Origin of the sequence: Rhizobium sp. P40RR-XXII, from assembly GCF_012641405.1 — a bacterium.
Taxonomy (GTDB): Bacteria; Pseudomonadota; Alphaproteobacteria; order Rhizobiales; family Rhizobiaceae; genus Rhizobium.
The window spans coordinates 50456-69489 of record NZ_JABAII010000004.1; the positions used below are offsets into that span (position 1 = coordinate 50456).

The 19034-nt window shown below is 60.8% G+C and carries 6 protein-coding genes; 5 read left to right on the plus strand and 1 reads right to left on the minus strand.

Going from position 1 to position 19034, the window contains the following annotated elements; genetic code table 11:
- The first annotated feature begins 668 nt into the window (after positions 1 to 668).
- From HGP16_RS09155 to HGP16_RS09165, 3 genes are all read left to right on the plus strand, one after another.
- A complete protein-coding gene (locus HGP16_RS09155) occupies positions 669 to 9179 on the plus strand; it encodes a GH36-type glycosyl hydrolase domain-containing protein (protein ID WP_168839707.1) in 8511 nt (2836 codons plus the stop codon).
- Positions 9180 to 9381: 202 nt separating this feature from the next.
- Positions 9382 to 10488 carry an OpgC family protein gene (locus tag HGP16_RS09160; RefSeq protein ID WP_409526827.1) on the plus strand — a complete coding sequence of 369 codons (1107 nt, stop codon included), beginning with the start codon at positions 9382 to 9384 and terminating at the stop codon, positions 10486 to 10488.
- A gap of 341 nt (positions 10489 to 10829) precedes the next feature.
- Positions 10830 to 11921: a porin gene (locus HGP16_RS09165; protein WP_168839709.1), complete on the plus strand. Its 1092-nt coding sequence runs from the start codon at positions 10830 to 10832 to the stop codon at positions 11919 to 11921.
- Between the two features lie 508 nt (positions 11922 to 12429).
- On the opposite strand, the gene HGP16_RS09170 is transcribed toward HGP16_RS09165, so the two are convergent.
- A complete protein-coding gene (locus HGP16_RS09170; protein ID WP_168839710.1) occupies positions 12430 to 14199 on the minus strand; it encodes a glucan ABC transporter ATP-binding protein/ permease in 1770 nt (589 codons plus the stop codon).
- 378 nt (positions 14200 to 14577) lie between these two features.
- On the opposite strand from HGP16_RS09170, the gene HGP16_RS09175 reads away from it, so the two are divergent.
- Both HGP16_RS09175 and pyc read left to right on the plus strand, forming a co-directional pair.
- Positions 14578 to 15318, plus strand: a complete 741-nt coding sequence (locus HGP16_RS09175) for a LuxR family transcriptional regulator (RefSeq protein WP_168839711.1) — start codon at positions 14578 to 14580, stop codon at positions 15316 to 15318.
- A gap of 139 nt (positions 15319 to 15457) precedes the next feature.
- Complete coding sequence (gene pyc / locus HGP16_RS09180; RefSeq protein WP_168839712.1) at positions 15458 to 18919, plus strand: pyruvate carboxylase; 3462 nt, start codon at positions 15458 to 15460, stop codon at positions 18917 to 18919.
- Positions 18920 to 19034 lie beyond the last annotated feature (115 nt).

Below are 19034 nucleotides of genomic sequence, written 5' to 3' on the forward strand. Positions count from 1 at the left end.
GCAGAAACGGTAAGCTTCACGCAAATAGAAGGGCATTGGGGAGGCCGTTGGCGCGGTCATGGTCTGGCGCGCGGAGGAAGCCAAAAGGCTCCTGTGCGCCGCGTATTTCCCTCGATTGTGAGCAGGACCGTTCCATGGGGCGGCGGTTGGAGCCAAAGGGTTTGAGCTCAGTATGTTCGTGCGTAGGCGATCGGCAGCCAAGCAATCAGCTTGTGAACCGTTTCGAAAACCAGACGTCCCGACAGGAATTTGCGAATCTTTTTAGAGGGTTCAGTTTAAGTTCATCTTCTGCGGGATATTGAGGGTTCAATATGCCGAACCATGCTGAATTTCCAAAATGGGATGAATCAGCCCAGGGAGAATGCCTCATGACCTTGATCGATTGTCGCTGACGTGTGCGGATCGCTGCCGGAACCATTTGGCCGCGTATCCAGTTTCACGGACACCTTTTTGGATGATGACGAATTAGTCGCCGTAATCTTTAAAAACGCCTCGTGAAAATCTTCGCCTTTATATGTTCGTTCTAAGCCGTCATTTCGAATTCACCCCCTTCGCCCGCCGGGAAGCGAAGCAAAAGGGTCCAAATGCGTGAATTCTTGTGTCGGGCAGGACAAAAACGATAAAGGCGACAATGCCACTCACTCTGTTTGGACCCAGAACCCGAATCCATGACATCTCAAAATCTCTCCACCGTTACGCCGCGCGATTCTGAAGCCAAGCAGATCGATCATAACGATGCGATCCGCGCCACCTATTTCTCCAACGAGCAGATAAAGGAATGCGGCGCGACCTTTGCCCGCAACGGCGCGAAAACCAAGTTGCCGGGCTTTGCGCCCTTCGATTTCTTCGCCCGGCACAAGGAAAACGAGAAAGAGATCCTGCGCGTCTACCGCTCGGCCAATGCCGACGTTGATGCCGGGGAATCGATCACGCCGGCCGCAGAATGGCTGCTCGACAACCACTACATCATCGAAGAGGCGATTCAGGAAGTCCGCCGTGACTTTCCGAAGAAGTTCTACGACCAGCTGCAGACGCTGACCATCGACGGCATGGTCATGCCACGCACCATGGCGCTGGCGTGGCTCTATGTCGCCCACACCCACAGCACCGTTTCCAATCAGGGCCTGCTGGCGCTGGTCGAAGGCTTCCAGTCGGTGGAAATGCTGAAGATCGGCGAGCTTTGGGCCGTTCCCTCGCTGGTGCGCTACATTCTGGTCGAAAACCTGCGTCGCATTTCGAGTCGCGTCGAGCAGAGCCGCCTCACCCGCAAGAAGGCAAATGCCGCCGTCGATGAGTTGATCCGTCTCAATGACGACGCCAAGGTCGCCGAATTCCTGAAGACGCTCGAGCCGTTCACGTCCGACAATACCTTCGCCACCCAGTTCCTCTATCGGCTGCGCGATGGCTCGCATACGTCCGGCCTTGCCGTCACCTGGCTTGAGAAGCGGCTGACCGAGGCCGGAACCGACGCTGAAAGCGTCATGATGGCCGAGCACAATCGCCTCTCGTCCGGCAATGTGACGATGGGCAACATCATCAAGAGCCTGCGCCTGATCGACGACACCGACTGGTCCGTCTGGGTCGAAGAGGTCAGCGCCGTCGACAAGCTGCTCTGGGACGAGACCGACTATGCCAAGCTCGATCCGGGCTCGCGCAACAGCTATCGCCGCCGTATCGAAAAGCTCGCCCGCCGCTCCGAAAAGACCGAAATGGAGATCGCCCAGGTCGCCATGGCGATGACCGAGGCGGTCAAGATATCGGGCGAGGGCCATCCGCATGAGCCGAATATCGGCGATTTCATCATGGGCCAGCAGACGCAGAAGCTGGAGAAGGCGATCGGTTATCGTCTGCCGCTGTCGGTGAGCTTTGTGCGCCAATGGCGCAAGCTCAACTGGCTGTCGATCGCAGCACCGGTCCTGTTCCTGACCGTCGTCGCGCTCGCCATCGTCGGCTACTTCATGCTGCATTCCGGCATGGGCTGGGCAGAAACCATCCTGTTGCTGTTGATGTTCTCGCTGCCGGCATCGGAAGGCGCGACCGGCCTCTTCAATTTCTTCGTCACCATGTATCTGACGCCGGCGCGCCTCGTCGGCTACGAATTCAAGGAAGGCATTCCGGAAGAGGCCCGCACGCTTGTCGTCGTGCCGACGCTAATCGGCAATCGCGATAGCGTCGACGAACTCGTGCGCAATCTCGAGGTTCATTATCTCGCCAATCCGGGCGGCGAGATCTACTATGCCCTGCTCAGCGACTGGCCCGACAGCCAGGAAGAGGAGAGCGAGCGCGATCTGGAAATCCTCGATTACGCCCGCCGCGAAGTGGCCAATCTGGCTGCGCGTTATGATGAGGATGGCACGCAGCGCTTCTATCTGCTGCACCGCCGCCGTCTCTATAATCCGGCCGAAGGCGCCTGGATGGGCTGGGAGCGCAAGCGCGGCAAGCTGCACGAGCTAAATATGCTGCTGCGCGGCGACCGCGATACCACCTTCCTGCCCGGCGCCAACATCGTGCCGAAGGACGTGCAGTATGTCATGACGCTCGATTCCGATACGCGCCTTGTGCGCGACACGGTCACGAAGCTCGTCGGCAAGCTGCATCACCCGACCAACCGCCCGGTCTTCGATCCCGAGAGCAAGCGCGTCGTGCGCGGCTACGGCGTGCTGCAGCCGCGCGTCACCCCGTCGCTGACCACGGGCAAGGATGCGTCGGTGTTCCAGCGCGTCTTCTCGGTCAATCGCGGTCTCGATCCTTACGTCTTCGCCGTCTCCGACGTCTATCAGGACCTGGTCGAGGAAGGCACGTTCACCGGCAAGGGCCTCTATCATGTCGACGCCTTCGAGGCGTCGCTGAAGGGCAAGATCGAGGAGAATGCGGTTCTCAGCCACGATCTGCTCGAAGGCTCGATGGCGCGCTGCGCTCTCGTCACGGATTGCGAACTCGTCGAGGATTTCCCGATCCGCTACGAAGTTGAAGTCTCGCGCCAGCATCGCTGGGCGCGCGGCGACTGGCAGTTGCTTCCCTATCTCTTTAATCCGAAGCGCGGCGTCACCGGCCTTGGCCGCTGGAAGATGATGGACAATCTGCGTCGTTCGCTGACGCCGATCGCCTGGTTCTTCGCATCCGTTCTCGGATGGTACTTCATGGAGCCGCTGGCGGCGCTCATCTGGCAAATCCTCTTGATCTTCTGCCTGTTCGTCGCCCCGACCTTGTCGCTCATCAACGGCATCATTCCGCGCACCAGCGATATCGTCGCACGGGCCCATCTCTATACGGTCTGGTCGGATATCCGCGCTGCCAATGCCCAGGTCGCGCTGCGTATCGTCTTCATCGCCGACAGCGCCTGCATCATGGCCGACGCCATCGGCCGTTCGCTCTACCGCGCCTTCGTCAGCCGCAAGCTGATGCTGCAATGGCGAACCGCCGCAAGCGCCCAGGCCGCGGCACAGACGACGATCCTCGGCCACTACCGTGTCATGTGGCATGCGCCTGTGCTGGCGTTACTGGCTCTGGCCTTTGCCTCACTCTCCGGCGACAACGCCTTCTTCGTCGGCATTCCCTTTGCGCTACTCTGGGTCTTGTCGCCGGCGATCGCCTGGTATGTCAGCCAGTCGGCCGAGACTGAAGACAGGCTTGAAGTGCCGGAAAGCGTTTCCTTCGAGCTGCGCAAGATCGCCCGCCGTACCTGGCGCTACTTTGAGACCTTCGTCGTCGAGCAGCAGAACCATCTGCCGCCCGACAACGTGCAGCAGACCCCGAATGCCGTCGTGGCATCGCGCACGTCGCCAACCAATATCGGCGTCTACCTGCTGTCGGTGATCTCCGCGCGTCATTTCGGCTGGATGTCCTTCGAGGAAACCATCGATCGCATGGAAAAGACCATGGCGACCGTGGCGAAGCTCGAAAAGTTCCGCGGGCACCTGTGCAACTGGTATCACACCGATACGATGAAGCCGATGGGCGCTCGCTATATCTCGGCTGTGGACAGCGGCAATTTCGCCGGTCACCTGATTGCGGTTTCTTCCGCCTGCCGTATCTGGGCGGAGGCGCCGTCAGCGCATATGCAGGGCAATCTGGACGGTATCGGCGACGTCGCCGGCATTCTCGCCGAAATGCTTGCCGAGCTTCCGGACGACCGCAAGACGGTTCGGCCGCTGCGCCGCCGCCTGGAAGAGCGTATCGTCGGCTTCCAGAACGCGCTCGCCGCCGTCAAGCGCGAGCATGAGTTCGCCTCCATCCGCGTCATCAACCTTTCGGTTCTGGCGCAGGACATCCAGAAGCTGGCGGCAAACCTCGACCATGAAGTGAAGTCAACGCTGAGCGGCGAGGTGCTTACCTGGTCGCAATCGCTGGTCAAGGTCTGCGAAGGCCATATCGCCGACAGCATCTTCGATCTTGCCAATGTCGATTCGCTGCGCCAGCGCCTGGCGAAGTTGCGCGATGAAATGCGCGAACTCGCCTTCGGCATGGAATACGCCTTCCTCTATCGCCCGGAACGTCGCCTGCTTTCCATCGGTTTCCGCGTCGAAACCAATGAGCTCGATGCGGCCTGCTACGACCTTCTGGCTTCCGAAGCCCGCTTGACCAGCCTTTTCGCCATCGCCAAGGGCGATCTGCCGACCGAGCACTGGTATCGTCTCGGCCGCCAGGTCGTGCCCGTCGGCTCGCGCGGTGCGCTGGTCTCCTGGTCCGGCTCGATGTTCGAATATCTGATGCCGCCGCTCGTCATGCAGGAGCGCCAGGGCGGCATTCTTAACCAGACGAACAATCTGGTCGTCCAGGAACAGATGAACTACGCCAAGCGCCTTGGCTCCGACATCCCCTGGGGCATCTCGGAAGCGGCCTTCAATGCCCGCGACCATAACATGCATTACCAGTACACCAATTTCGGCGTGCCTTCCCTTGGCCTGAAGCGCGGTCTCGGCCAGAATGCCGTCATCGCGCCCTACGCCTCCATCCTCGCCAGCCAGTATCGTCCGGCCGCGGCGCTGGAAAACCTGCAGAAGCTGCGCAAGGTGGGCGCGCTTGGCATCTACGGCTTCCACGATGCCGTCGATTTCACGCCGACCCGCGTTCCCGAAGGCAAGAAGTGCGCTGTTGTCTACAACTACTATGCGCACCATCACGGCATGTCGATCGCCGCGATCGCCAACGTCGCCTTCAACGGCCGCCTGCGCGAACTCTTCCATGCCGATCCGGTGATCGAGGCGGCCGAACTGCTGCTGCAGGAAAAGGCGCCGCGCGATATTCCGGTCATGGCCGCCAAGCACGAGAGCGACCAGCCGGCAAATATCCAGGAAGACATGCTGCGGCCGGAAATCCGCAAGATTGCCGATCCGGCGACGCGGGATCGCGAGCTCGCCTTCCTCTCCAACGGCCATTATTCGGTCATGCTGACGGCGACCGGCGCCGGCTATTCGCGCTGGAACGGCCTGACGGTCTCGCGCTGGCGCGCCGACCCGACGGAAGACCGTTGGGGCACCTTCATCTTCCTGCGCGACACCGCCTCCGGCCAGTGGTGGTCGGCGACTGCAGAGCCGCGCAGCATCGAGGGCGAGAAGACCAAGGTCTCGTTCAGCGATGAAAAGGCCGAATATAGCAAGACGGTCGGCGATCTCACCAGTGACGTTGAATGCATCGTCGCGACCGAACATGACGCCGAAGGCCGTCGCGTGACGCTGCTCAACATGGGCACGGAAGATCGCTTCATCGAAGTGACCTCCTATCTCGAGCCGGCGCTTGCCAGTGACGACGTCGATTCCGGTCACCCGGTCTTCGCGCGCATGTTCGTGCGCACCGAGATCGGCAATAGCGGCGACGTGATCCGCGCCGAGCGCAACAAGCGCGACTTCAACGAGCCGGATATGTCGATCGCCCACATGGTCGTCGACAATGCCGGATCGGAACGGCCGACCGAATTCGAAACGGATCGCCGCAAGTTCCTCGGCCGCGGCCGCACGCTTGCGGAAGCCGCTGCTTTCGATCCGGGCACGACCCTTTCCGGCACCGACGGCTTCACCATGGATGCCTGCCTGTCGCTGCGTCGCGTCGTGCGCGTGCCCGCGGGCAAGAAGGTCAGCGTGATCTTCTGGACTATGGCCGCGCCGAACCGCGAAGAGGTCGACAAGGCCGTCGAGCGCTACCGCAATCCCGACACATTCGGCATCGAACTCACGCAGGCCTGGACGCGCACGCAGATGCAGATGCGCCATGTCGGCGTCACCTCGCAGCAGGCGGCGGCCTTCCAGAAGCTCGCGCGCTATCTGGTCTATCCGGATATGCATCTGCGCGCCGATGGCGCCACCGTGCAGGCCGGTCTGCATTCGCAATCCGCACTCTGGCCGGTGACGATCTCGGGCGATTTCCCGATCTTCACGCTGCGCATCAACGACGATATCGACCTCGAAATCGCCAGGGAAGCGCTGATGGCGGCGGAATATCTGCGTTCACGCGGCATCACTGCCGATCTGGTGATCGTCAACGAACGCGCTGTCGAGCAGGCCCAGGACATGCAGCGCGAGCTGGACAAGCTCGTCGAGCACGTCCGTCACAATCAGGGCGACGGTCTCCGGCAGAACATCTTCTCAGTTCGCAAGGACCAGATCGAAAACGAGACCTATCAGGAGATCCTTGCCGCATCGCGGGTGATCTTCCATGCCCGCAACGGCAAGCTCGTCGACCAGATCGCCCGCGCGGCGACGTTATTCGCCTCGGCGCAGTCCGATGCGCCGGCGCTGGTCAATCGCCTTACCGTACCGGCGGCGCTGCAGGCGTCGGTCTTTGCGGCCGACGCCCTGGAGGCGCAGGACGATCTCGATTTTTGGAACGGCTATGGCGGTTTCTCCAAGGACGGCCGCGAATATGTCGTTCGCCTGCCTGGCGGGCAGTCGACGCCGCATCCGTGGATCAACGTCATCTCGAACGAGCGCTTCGGCTTCCATGTGCCCGCCGAAGGCGGCGGCTTCACCTGGAGCCACAATTCGCGTGACTATCAGCTGACACCCTGGACCAACGACATGGTCGTCAACCGTCCGGGCGAAGCGCTCTACGTGGCCGATCTCGACAACAACAAGGTCATGACGCCCTATGCCGGCCTGTCGCGCAATGCGAAGGTCCGCTTTGAGGCCCGTCACGGTCTCGGCTATTCCGTCTTCTCGAGCGAAGAGGATGGCGTCGCGCTGGAGTTGACGCAGACCGTCGATCGCGACCGCCCGGTCAAGCTCTTCCGCCTGCGGCTCAGCAACAACGGTGCCGGCAGCCGGCGGTTGCGGATCTACAATTATGCGGAATGGGTGCTCGGCACCAATCAGAACAAGACCAGGCCCTTCATCCTGTCGACGCTGGATGAGGAGACGGGTGCGCTGTTTGCCAACAATCCCTACAGCATCGATTATTTCAAGCGGACCGCCTTCATGGCGGCGAGCGAGGCGCATTCGAGCTTCTCGGCAAGCCGCCGCGAGTTCATCGGCCGCCATGGCACGATCCAGATGCCGGAAGCCGTCGTTACCGTCGCTGCGCTCTCGAACTCGACCGATCTCGACGGCGATCCCTGCGGTGCTCTGGCTTTCGACGTGACGATCGCGGCCGGCGAGCAGAAGGAAATCTGCTTCTACATGGGCGACACGGCCACCGTCGAGGAGGCCCGCGCGCTGGTTTCGGAAATCCGCAAGGCCGATTTCGAGACCGTGCTTTCTGCAGGCCGCGCGTTCTGGGACGGCTTCACCGGCCATGTGAAGATCTCGACGCCGGACAAGGCGATGAACAACATGATCAACGCCTGGCTGCCCTATCAGAGCCTCGGCTGCCGCATCATGTCGCGTACCGCCTTCTACCAGTCGTCGGGTGCCTTCGGCTTCCGCGACCAGCTGCAGGATACGCTGGCATTCCTGGTGCACAAGCCGGAACTCGCCCGCAACCAGATCCTCAATGCGGCGCAGCGTCAGTTCCGCGAGGGTGACGTGCAGCATTGGTGGCTGCCCGGCAGCGGCGCCGGCGTGCGCACCCATATCTCGGACGACGTCGTCTGGCTGGCTTATGCGATCGACCAGTACTGCACCGTGACGGGCGACAAGTCGATCCTCGACGAGGAGCTTGCCTTCGTCGAAGGTGCGGCGCTGATGCCCGGCACGCATGACGTCTTCTATCAACCCACCGTGTCGCAGGACAAAGTCAGTGTCTACGAACATGCGGCTCTCGCTCTCGATCTCGCGATCAAGCGCAAGGGCGGCAACGGCCTGCCGCTGATCCTTGGCGGTGACTGGAACGACGGCATGAACCGCGTCGGCATCCAGGGCCGCGGCGAAAGCGTCTGGCTCGGCTGGTTCCTGGCCGGCATGCTCACCGCCTTCCTGCCCTACGCCGAAGCACGCGGCGACAAGGAGCGCGCCAAGCGCTGGTCCGATCACCTGCCGGAACTGCGCAAGGCGCTGGAAGCGGCCGGTTGGGACGGCGGCCATTACCGCCGCGGCTATTTCGACGACGGCAGCCCGCTCGGCTCCAGCGAGAATTTCGAGTGCCAGATCGATTCGATTGCGCAGTCGTGGAACATTCTCTCCGGCGAAGGCGACAAGGCGCGCGGCGAGAAGGCGATGAACGCCGTTCTCGACAAGCTGGTGGACGACGAAAACCGCATTATCCGGCTGTTCACGCCGCCCTTTGCCAAGTCGGCGCGAGACCCGGGCTACATCAAGTCCTATCCGCCTGGCGTGCGCGAGAATGGCGGCCAGTATACCCATGCCGCGACCTGGGTCGTCATGGCGCTGGCGGAGATGAACCGCGGCGACGATGCCTGGCATTGCTTCGACATGCTGAACCCCGTCAACCATGCACGCGATCGTGATCAGGCCGATACCTATCGTGTAGAGCCCTATGTGGTCGCGGCTGATATTTACGGTGAAGGACAATTGACCGGCCGTGGCGGCTGGACCTGGTACACAGGGTCCGCCGGCTGGCTGTATCGTGTCGCTGTCGAAGGTATTCTCGGTATCCGCGTGAAAAACGGCCGACTTTTCGTCAAGCCGGCGCTGCCTTCGAACTGGGACGGCTTTACGGCGGATCTCGAGTTGCCGGGCGGAAATTACCGCATTTCCGTCTCAAAAGCGCCCGATGCGGCCGGATACTCGGTCACCATCAATGACAGGGCGATCGCCCATCCCGAAGAGGGTCATCCGATCGGACAGTAGCGGCTCCTGCACTGTTTCGCTTCGACGATCGGGGCCAAAGGGGGAACTCTTTGGCCCCGATTGCATTTGATTGTCGGAACAGGAGAGTTTTATGAATTCAAGGGCGAATATCGGCTCAGCGGCGGTGCAACATATAAGCCTGCCCAAGCCGGTCTCTCAGAGGGATACCCGACTGGATGTTCTCAGAGCCTTGGCTCTGATCATGATTTTCATCAACCATGTGCCAGGGCAGTTTTTCGAGGATTTGACCTCAAAGAATTTCGGCTTTTCCGACGGGGCGGAAGCTTTCGTGCTGATCTCCGGCATCTCGGTTGGTCTAGCCTATGGAACGAAGTTTTCACCCGGCAATCGCTTGAAAATGGCGTGGAAGGCGATCAAGCGGGCATTCACGCTTTATACCGCGCATATGATCACGACCTTCGTGACACTGGTACTGTTCATCTCGGGGGCATGGATTTTTCACCAGAAGGGTCTGCTCTGCGAAGTGAACATCCTGGCGTTGCTGATGGATCCGGCGCGCGGCATTCCTGCGCTGCTGACGCTCGGACACCAGATCGGCTACAACAATATCCTGCCGATGTATGGCGCCCTGTTTCTGATGTTGCCGCTGATCATGCTGCTGGAGGCGAAAAACCCGCTGCTCCTGCTGTTGATTTCTGTCGGCGTCTGGCTGGTGTCGGGCATCTACTATATCGCGCCGCATACGACGCTGCTCGATGGCTTCTGGTTCCTCAATCCGTTGTCCTGGCAGCTCCTGTTCGTCATCGGTTTCATGGCCACCATGCATGTCAAGCGCGGCGGGCGCGTCCCCGTCCATCCAGTGCTGATCGCGCTTGCGTCCGCCTATGTGCTCCTTTCCTTCATCTGGGTGACCGACAAGCTCTGGATCCTCGGCGATTATCTAGCCACGCTTGGCCTGCCTACCGTCATCACCGGCTTCGACAAGACGTTCCTGTCACTGCCGCGCCTGCTGCACGTGCTGGCGCTCGCCTATCTGATCGTCAGCATACCCTCCATCTCACAGCTGCTGCGCCGCTCCGCGAATCATCCGCTGACGATCCTTGGCCGGCATTCGCTCAGCATCTTCGTGGCGGGCACGATCCTCGCCATGACTGGTCAGGTGATCCTATATGTGACGAACAAGAGCCCGACCGTCGGCGCGATCTATGTCGTCATCGGCATCGCCGCGCAGTTCCTCTACGCCTATCATCTGGAACACAAGCGGCTGCAACTTGCCGGCGCCAGTGCGGCGAAAGTGCCCGCCGTAAGGGCGATCACGATGCCCGCACATATCGCGAAGCGTCGCTGACTTCCTGAGCTGCGCGTCGATGCGCGGCTCAATCCCATGATTTTCTTCAATATTTCTTTTTGTGACACTTTCGCGAAGGAAGTGTGACGTGATTTTTCTGCAACGCGGCATGATTGCGCTGCGTCGCAACAGAATTTCGAGTGCCCAAAATCTTGTTGTGCAAAATCTAATTGTTATATGGTCGATGTGACGACGCTCGGGGAGCGCCGCCATCGCGTTGCCGGCATTGTCCAAGGGGATCGCCGCGCCTTCGTGGGGATTGTCAAAATCGGGAATGGGTAGGGACGTCGAATTCTCGGCGCGATGGCTCATGTCCAATCGATACTGAATTGGAGTAATCTATGAATATCAGAAGTCTTCTTCTCGGTTCGGCCGCCGCTCTGGCAGCTGCATCGGGAGCACAGGCGGCTGACGCCATCGTGGCTGCCGAGCCGGAACCGCTCCAGTACGTTCGCATCTGCGATGCTTACGGCCCCGGCTACTTTTTCATTCCGGGCACCGAAACCTGCCTGAAGGTCGGCGGCCGCGTCCGCACCGAGGGCGAATGGTATGATGCCTATAACCCGAACAGCAAGAACGGCACGCTCTGGCACACCCGTGCGGAACTGAGCGTCGACACCGCGACCGACACCGAATATGGCCCGCTGAAGACCAACACGGTCGTCCGTTGGGACTGGAATGACGGCAATGCGACCAGCACAAAGCTGCTCTGGGCCAATATCAGCCTCGGCGGCTTCCTGGTCGGTAAGGCCGATTCGCAGTACAACTACTACATGGGTTACGCCGGCAACGTCATCAACGACGACGTCATCTATGACGGCCCGAAGGAACTTAACCAGCTCACCTACAAGTATGATGCCGGCAACGGCTTCACGGCAGTCATCTCGCTCGAGGATTCCAACTCTTCCAGCGATACGTCGTCCTATGGCGGCGCATGGCAGACCGGCAAGGGCAACCATTATGCTCCGGACGTCGTTCTCGGCGCCGGCTATAAGACGGGTGCATGGACCCTTCGCGTGATCGGCGGCTATGACAGCGTCGTCGAGGAAGGCGCAATCAAAGCTCGTATCGACGCCGATTTCGGTGACTTCAAGGCCTTCCTGATGGGCGGGTACAACACGGACGGCGACAAGCTGAACAAGTATGCAGGTTCCTACTTGAACAGCAACCGTTCCGCCTGCCCGACCAACGGCGCAGATTGCGGCTGGGGCGACTGGGCCTTCTGGACGGGCGCCAGCTACCAGCTGAACCCGAAGCTGCAGGCCAATGCTCAGGTCGCCTACACCGACTCGGAGATCTTTGCCGCCACCGCCAACGTTGCCTGGCGCCCGGTCAAGGATCTGCTGGTCGAGCCGGAAGTTTCCTACACGAACTGGGATGCTGCCGACCGCGATCAGTGGGCCGGCGTACTCCGCTTCGAGCGCAAGTTCTGATCTGATACCGGTTGGGCGCCGATCTTAACTCCTGGTGCGCCCCAGCCAATTGACCTCCGATCAGAAAACGGAAAGGCCCGGTTTTCCCGCCGGGCCTTTCTTGTTTTTGGTTAGCCGATCGAGGAAAGGACCTCGATGCTCAGGCTTCTTGCGAGCATGGTCCCTCACTCAGCTCTCTCCCCGCAAGCGGCAGAGCAATCGCATTTGAGGCACGTATGCGCCACAAGTTCCTTCTCTCCTCGGAACGAAGGCGGCCCGCCCTTCACAAGCTCAGGGAGGCGGATGAGGAGGTTGACCGATTTGAATGCGGGGATTTTCGTGCTCTTGGCAGCACCCCCTCATCCGCCTGTCGGCACCTTCTCCCCGAGGGGAGAAGGTGGACGCGGCAGCAACCTCATTTCATATGAGAGTGCCCTATCGTTCTGGCGAAAGGGAGTCTTTTATGTTTGCACGAAAAAGCCGGGAGAGCGGTGCTCTCCCGGCTTCGATCTTGGGCCCCTTGCGAAGATCAGGCGGCTTCGGTTTCCGTCGTGTGTGCCTTGCGGACTTCCTCGTCCGTAAGGATGCCGCTGGCACGCAGCAGGGCGGCGAAGCGGCCATTGCTCTGGCTGAGCTCGGTGAAGCTGCCGTTCTCGATGACGCGGCCATTATCGAGGAAGAGCACGATATCGGCCTCGCGCACCGTCGACAGGCGGTGGGCGATGATGAAGGTCGTGCGGTTCTGGCGCAGGTTGTCGATTGCCGCCTTGACCCTGTTCTCGGTTTCCACGTCGAGTGCGCTTGTCGCCTCGTCGAGCACGAGGATCGGAGCGTCCTTCAGAATGGCGCGAGCGATCGCGATACGCTGGCGTTCGCCACCGGAAAGCTTGTTGCCACGCTCGCCGACACGTGTCTCGTAGCCGCTTTCACGAGTTTCGATGAAGTCGTTGGCGGCGGCGGCCTGAGCAGCGCGGATCATTTCTTCCTCCGTCGCGCCTTCACGGCCGAGGCGGATGTTGTCGCTGATCGAACGATTCAGCAGGCCAGCATCCTGGAAGACGGTGGCGATGTAGCGGCGCAGCGAGCGGCGCGTCACCTTGGTGATGTCGTTGCCGTCGACGAGGATCTGACCGGACTGCGGGTCAAAGACGCGCTGCAGCAGATTGACGAGCGTCGTCTTACCGGCGCCGGTCGGGCCGACGATAGCAACGGTCTGGCCAGCCTTCACCCTGAAGGAGATGTCGTGCAGACCCTGCGAGGTGCTGGCAAAGCCGAAGGAAACGTTGCGGAATTCCACTTCGCCCTTCACGTCCTTGATCTCCGCCAGACCAGCCGGCTCTTCGCGTTCGCGGACCGAATCTTCCAGTGTATAGAAGTCTTCGAGCTTGGCGCGAGCCTCGAAAATCTGGTTGGCGAAGTTGCGCAGCTGCTCAAGGCGGCCGATCAGCACGTTCGCAAATGCGATGAAGGTGATCAGCGCACCTAGGCTCAGGCTGCCACCCTGGACGAGGACGGTGCCGATCATCAGGATCGCCATCATCGCGACGGTCGACGCCGTGCGGTTCAGGGCACCGGCAAGGGCCCACCAGTCGAGAACCGGATACTGCGCGGCCAGCAGCCGCTCGGTGAACGACTTCAGCGCCTTGGTCTCTGCTTCGATGCGATTGTAGCTATGCAGCACCGAAACGTTGCTGATCGAGTCGCTGACATGCGAGAAGACGGTATTGTAATGGCTTTCGACCGAGGTCTGGCCATCCTTCGTGCGGTTCATCACCAGGCGGCCGATGGTCCAGTAGAAGACGCCGAGCAGGATCAGCACGGCCGAGAGACGCAGGTCCATAGCCATGGCGGTCGGGATCATGACGACGAGTGCAACGGCTGTCGTCAGGTGATTGCGCATGAATTCCAGCCATAGGCCGAACAGCGCTTCGCAGGCGCGAAGCAGTGTGTTCAGCGCGCTCGCCGTACCGCGCTGGCTATGCCAGGAAAGCGGCATGGAGATGATGCGGCCGAATGCCTCGGTCAGCAAAGATGCGCGGCGGCCATGCGCGAGACGATCCGCCTCGCGGGACACGACGATGAAGGCCACGGCACTGAACACGGCAAAACCGGCCCACAGCATCATGGTCGGCGTCACTGCCTCTTTCTTGGCAATGGCGTCGAAGATGCGGCCGAATAGAACCGGCTCATAGATCGTTGTCATCGCCAATGCGATGTTTGCGATCACGACCATCCAGACGCGATATCGATACGCGCCAAGATACTTCAGGGCTCTTGCATAGACTTTGAACAGCGACACGTCTGGCACCCTCTTGCACAAGCAAAACTAGGAATGCTGCGACACTACAGATCGCTACCTGAACCGGCGATTAACGGAATCTGCAGCTGTTTTTTCAGGGAATTTTTCGCGCAATGCGCGCGATGGCATTATGATGACGCTATCGGTCGCCGCAGAAATATGACAATTTAAGGAGACTTGGACGCGACAACATCGCGTATCCCAAGCAGCGCACAGATCGCCAGTCAGGGTTGAACGGTAAAAAAATCGCTAAGGGCGTTCAATTTTGCGCTGGCATGAGTATGTTGCCGGCGATTGAGCGCGCCGTGGGGCCAGACGGGCATGGTCGTAATGCCCCCGTCCGCCGGTAAGTCAGGCTGCAAAAGCCAAGGGGTAGATGTGAATATCCATTCGCTGTTACAATTGCTTGTGGTCATCGAAGAGTGCAAGCTTGCAAACGACGTCGTGACCGAGCTCGAGCGCGTGCTCCGTTCCTACAAGTTTGAATTCTACGGGCTGCTGAAACAGACGCGGCCGAATGTCGATGTCGCGAACTTCATGCTCGCGGGCCGCTGGCCCGATCGGTGGCCGCTTATCTATGTTCGCAAGCGGTACATGCTCGTCGATCCGGTCGCGCGCTATCTTGGCCGGGCGCAGCGTCCTTTCCGCTGGCGCGACGCCGTCATTGCCCTGAAGGTGGATTCGCTGAGGCGGCGGATGGAGCAGATGATGGCGGACGCCCGCGCCCACGGGCTTGTCGACGGGTATGTTTTCCCGATTCATGGGCGAAGCGGCTTGCTTGGATGCATGACGATCGGTGGCGATGCGATCGATCTTTCTCCGACGGAACTTTCTCTATTCGATGCAGTCGCCAAAAAGGCCTTCTGGCGGCTTCTGGAGCTGAACGGCGGAGCGCAATCCCTGGAGGACCTGGGAAGGACCGAGCGGAAGCTGACCAAGCGCGAAATGGAGGTGCTGAACCACCTGGCCGACGGCATGACGTCGATCGAGATCAGCCGGCTGCTGGCGATCTCCAACCACACCGTCGACTGGTACATGAACAGTATTCAGGACAAGCTGAATGCCAAAAACAGGCAGCATATCGTTGCCATCGCTTTCAGAACCGGACTTATTCCGTAATGGCAACTATTTTGTTCCGTAATGGCAACTATTTTGCTGTCGGATGTCGCAGGAGAAATTGAACTTCCCGTGACAAGAAGTTAAGAATTTTCTTCGCGGGTGCAGCATTGCCCGTTTTCGATGCCGTGAGGAGAGCGCATTGCCCATTTCCAAGATCCTGGTCGCCAACCGTTCCGAAATCGCCATCCGCGTATTCCGCGCCGCTAACGAGCTTGGCATAAAAACGGTGGCCATCTGGGCCGAGGAAGACAAACTCGCGCTGCATCGCTTCAAGGCGGATGAGAGTTATCAGGTCGGCCGCGGTCCGCACCTTGCCCGCGATCTCGGGCCGATCGAGAGCTATCTGTCGATCGACGAGATCATCCGTGTCGCCAGGCTTTCCGGCGCCGATGCCATCCACCCCGGCTACGGCCTGCTGTCGGAAAGCCCGGAATTCGTCGATGCCTGCGATGCCGCCGGCATCATCTTCATCGGCCCAAGGGCCGATACGATGCGTCAGCTCGGCAACAAGGTTGCGGCGCGCAATCTGGCGATCTCGGTCGGCGTGCCCGTCGTGCCGGCAACCGAGCCGCTGCCGGAGGATATGGCCGAAGTTGCCAAGATGGCTGAGGAGATCGGCTATCCGGTCATGCTCAAGGCCTCCTGGGGCGGCGGCGGCCGCGGCATGCGCGTCATCCGCTCCAAGGCCGATCTCGCCAAGGAAGTGACGGAAGCCAAGCGCGAGGCGAAGGCCGCCTTCGGCAAGGACGAGGTCTATCTCGAAAAGCTGGTCGAGCGCGCCCGCCATGTCGAAAGCCAAATCCTTGGCGACACACATGGCAACGTCGTGCACCTGTTCGAGCGCGACTGTTCGGTTCAGCGCCGTAACCAGAAGGTCGTCGAGCGCGCGCCGGCGCCCTATCTCAGCGATGCGCAGCGCCAGGAGCTGGCCGCCTATTCGCTGAAGATCGCCGAGGCGACGAATTATGTCGGCGCCGGCACCGTCGAATATCTGATGGATGCCGATACCGGCAAATTCTACTTCATCGAAGTCAATCCGCGCATCCAGGTCGAGCATACGGTGACCGAAGTCGTCACCGGCATCGATATCGTCAAGGCGCAGATCCACATTCTCGACGGCTTCGCCATCGGGACGGCAGAATCGGGCGTTCCGAAGCAGGCGGATATCCGCCTCAACGGCCATGCGCTGCAGTGCCGCGTGACGACCGAGGATCCGGAGCACAATTTCATCCCGGATTACGGCCGCATCACCGCCTATCGCTCCGCTTCCGGCTTCGGTATCCGTCTCGACGGCGGCACCTCCTACACCGGCGCGATCATCACCCGCTATTACGATCCGCTGCTGGTGAAGGTAACCGCCTGGGCGCCGAACCCGCAGGAGGCGATCGCCCGCATGGACCGCGCTCTGCGCGAATTCCGCATTCGTGGCGTGGCGACGAACCTCACCTTCCTCGAAGCGATCATCACGCATCCGAAATTCCGCGACAACAGCTATACGACGCGCTTCATCGATACGACGCCGGAGCTGTTCCAGCAGGTCAAGCGCCAGGATCGCGCCACCAAGCTGTTGACCTATCTCGCCGACGTCACCGTCAACGGCCATCCCGAAACGCGCGGCCGTCCGTCACCGTCGCCGAAGGCGGCAGAGCCGGTGCTGCCCTATATCGATGGCAAGGTGCCCGACGGCACCAAGCAGCTGCTCGACAAGCTCGGTCCGCAGAAATTCGCCGAATGGATGCGCGGCGAACAGCGCGTGCTGATGACCGACACGACGATGCGCGACGGACATCAATCGCTGCTCGCGACCCGCATGCGAACCTATGATATCGCCAGCGTCGCCGGCACCTATGCACGCGCCTTGCCGCAGCTGCTGTCGCTGGAATGCTGGGGCGGCGCCACCTTCGACGTTTCCATGCGCTTTCTGACGGAAGACCCGTGGGAACGTCTGTCGCTGATCCGCGAGGCCGCGCCGAACCTGCTCCTGCAGATGCTGCTGCGCGGCGCCAACGGCGTCGGCTACACCAACTATCCCGACAATGTCGTAAAGTACTTCGTCCGCCAGGCGGCCAAGGGTGGCATCGATCTCTTCCGCGTCTTCGACTGCCTGAACTGGGTCGAGAACATGCGCGTGTCGATGGATGCCGTTGCCGAGGAGAACAAGCTCTGCGAGGCGGCGATCTGCTACACGGGCGACATCCTCAATTCCGCCCGTCCGAAATACGACCTGAAATATTACACGGATCTCGCCGTCGAGCTGGAAAAGGCCGGTGCCCACATCATCGCGCTGAAGGATATGGCGGGCCTCCTGAAGCCGGCCGCGGCGAAGGTGCTGTTCAAGGCGTTGCGCGAGGCGACCGGGCTGCCGATCCACTTCCACACGCATGATACGTCGGGCATTGCCGCCGCAACCGTGCTCGCCGCGGTCGACGCCGGCGTCGATGCGGTTGACGCGGCGATGGATGCGCTGTCGGGCAACACCTCGCAGCCCTGCCTCGGCTCGATCGTCGAAGCCCTCAAAGGGTCCGAGCGCGATCCGGGCCTCGATCCCGAATGGATCCGCCGCATCTCCTTCTACTGGGAAGCGGTGCGCCATCAGTACGCCGCCTTCGAAAGCGATCTCAAGGGACCCGCCTCGGAGGTCTACCTGCATGAAATGCCGGGCGGCCAGTTCACCAACCTCAAGGAACAGGCCCGTTCGCTTGGCCTCGAGACCCGCTGGCACCAGGTGGCCCAGGCCTATGCCGACGCCAACCAGATGTTCGGCGATATCGTCAAGGTGACGCCGTCTTCCAAGGTCGTCGGCGACATGGCGTTGATGATGGTGTCCCAAGACCTGACGGTTGCCGATGTCGAGAACCCGGCCAAGGATATCGCCTTCCCGGATTCGGTCGTTTCCATGCTGAAGGGCGATCTCGGCCAGCCGCCGTCCGGATGGCCTAAAGCCCTGCAGAAGAAGGCGCTGAAGGGCGACAAGCCCTATGTCGTCCGCCCCGGCTCGCTGCTGGCCGAAGCCGATCTCGGCGCCGAGCGCAAGGCGATCGAAACCAAGCTGGAACGCAAGGTCGATGATTTCGAATTTGCCTCGTACCTAATGTATCCGAAGGTCTTCACCGATTATGCGCAGGCGGCCGACACTTACGGCCCAGTCTCGGTGCTGCCGACGCCGGCCTATTTCTACGGCCTGAAGGAAGGCGACGAGCTGTTCGCCGAAATCGAGAAGGGCAAGACGCTCGTCATCGTCAACCAAGCGATGACGGCGACCGACGAGAAGGGCATGGTGACAGTCTTTTTCGAGCTCAATGGCCAGCCGCGCCGCATCAAGGTGCCGGATCGCGCCCATGGTGCTTCCGGCAGCGCTATCCGCCGTAAGGTCGAAACTGGCAATGCCGCCCATGTCGGCGCGCCGATGCCGGGCGTCATCTCCACGGTCTTCGTCTCGCCCGGCCAGGCGATCAAGGCCGGCGACGTGCTTGTTTCCATCGAGGCGATGAAGATGGAGACGGCGCTGCACGCCGAGAAGGATGGTACGATTTCCGAGGTGTTGGTGCGCGCCGGCGACCAGATCGACGCCAAGGATCTGCTCGTCGTCTATGGTGCGTGATCGGCAAGGGACGGTTTTCGAACCTGGCCGCTAGAGCAATTCCAGGAAAAGTGCTGAGCGGTTTTCCGTCCGGAATTGCGAGAAAACAAGAAGTGAGGGCGGTTCTGCGATTCCG

Coding starts and splice junctions, on each gene's coding strand:
- HGP16_RS09155 (WP_168839707.1), top strand. CDS start 669: ATGACATCTCAAAATCTCTCCACCGTTACGCCGCGCGATTCTGAAGCC.
- HGP16_RS09165 (WP_168839709.1), top strand. CDS start 10,830: ATGAATATCAGAAGTCTTCTTCTCGGTTCGGCCGCCGCTCTGGCAGCT.
- HGP16_RS09160 (WP_409526827.1), top strand. CDS start 9,382: ATGATTTTCATCAACCATGTGCCAGGGCAGTTTTTCGAGGATTTGACC.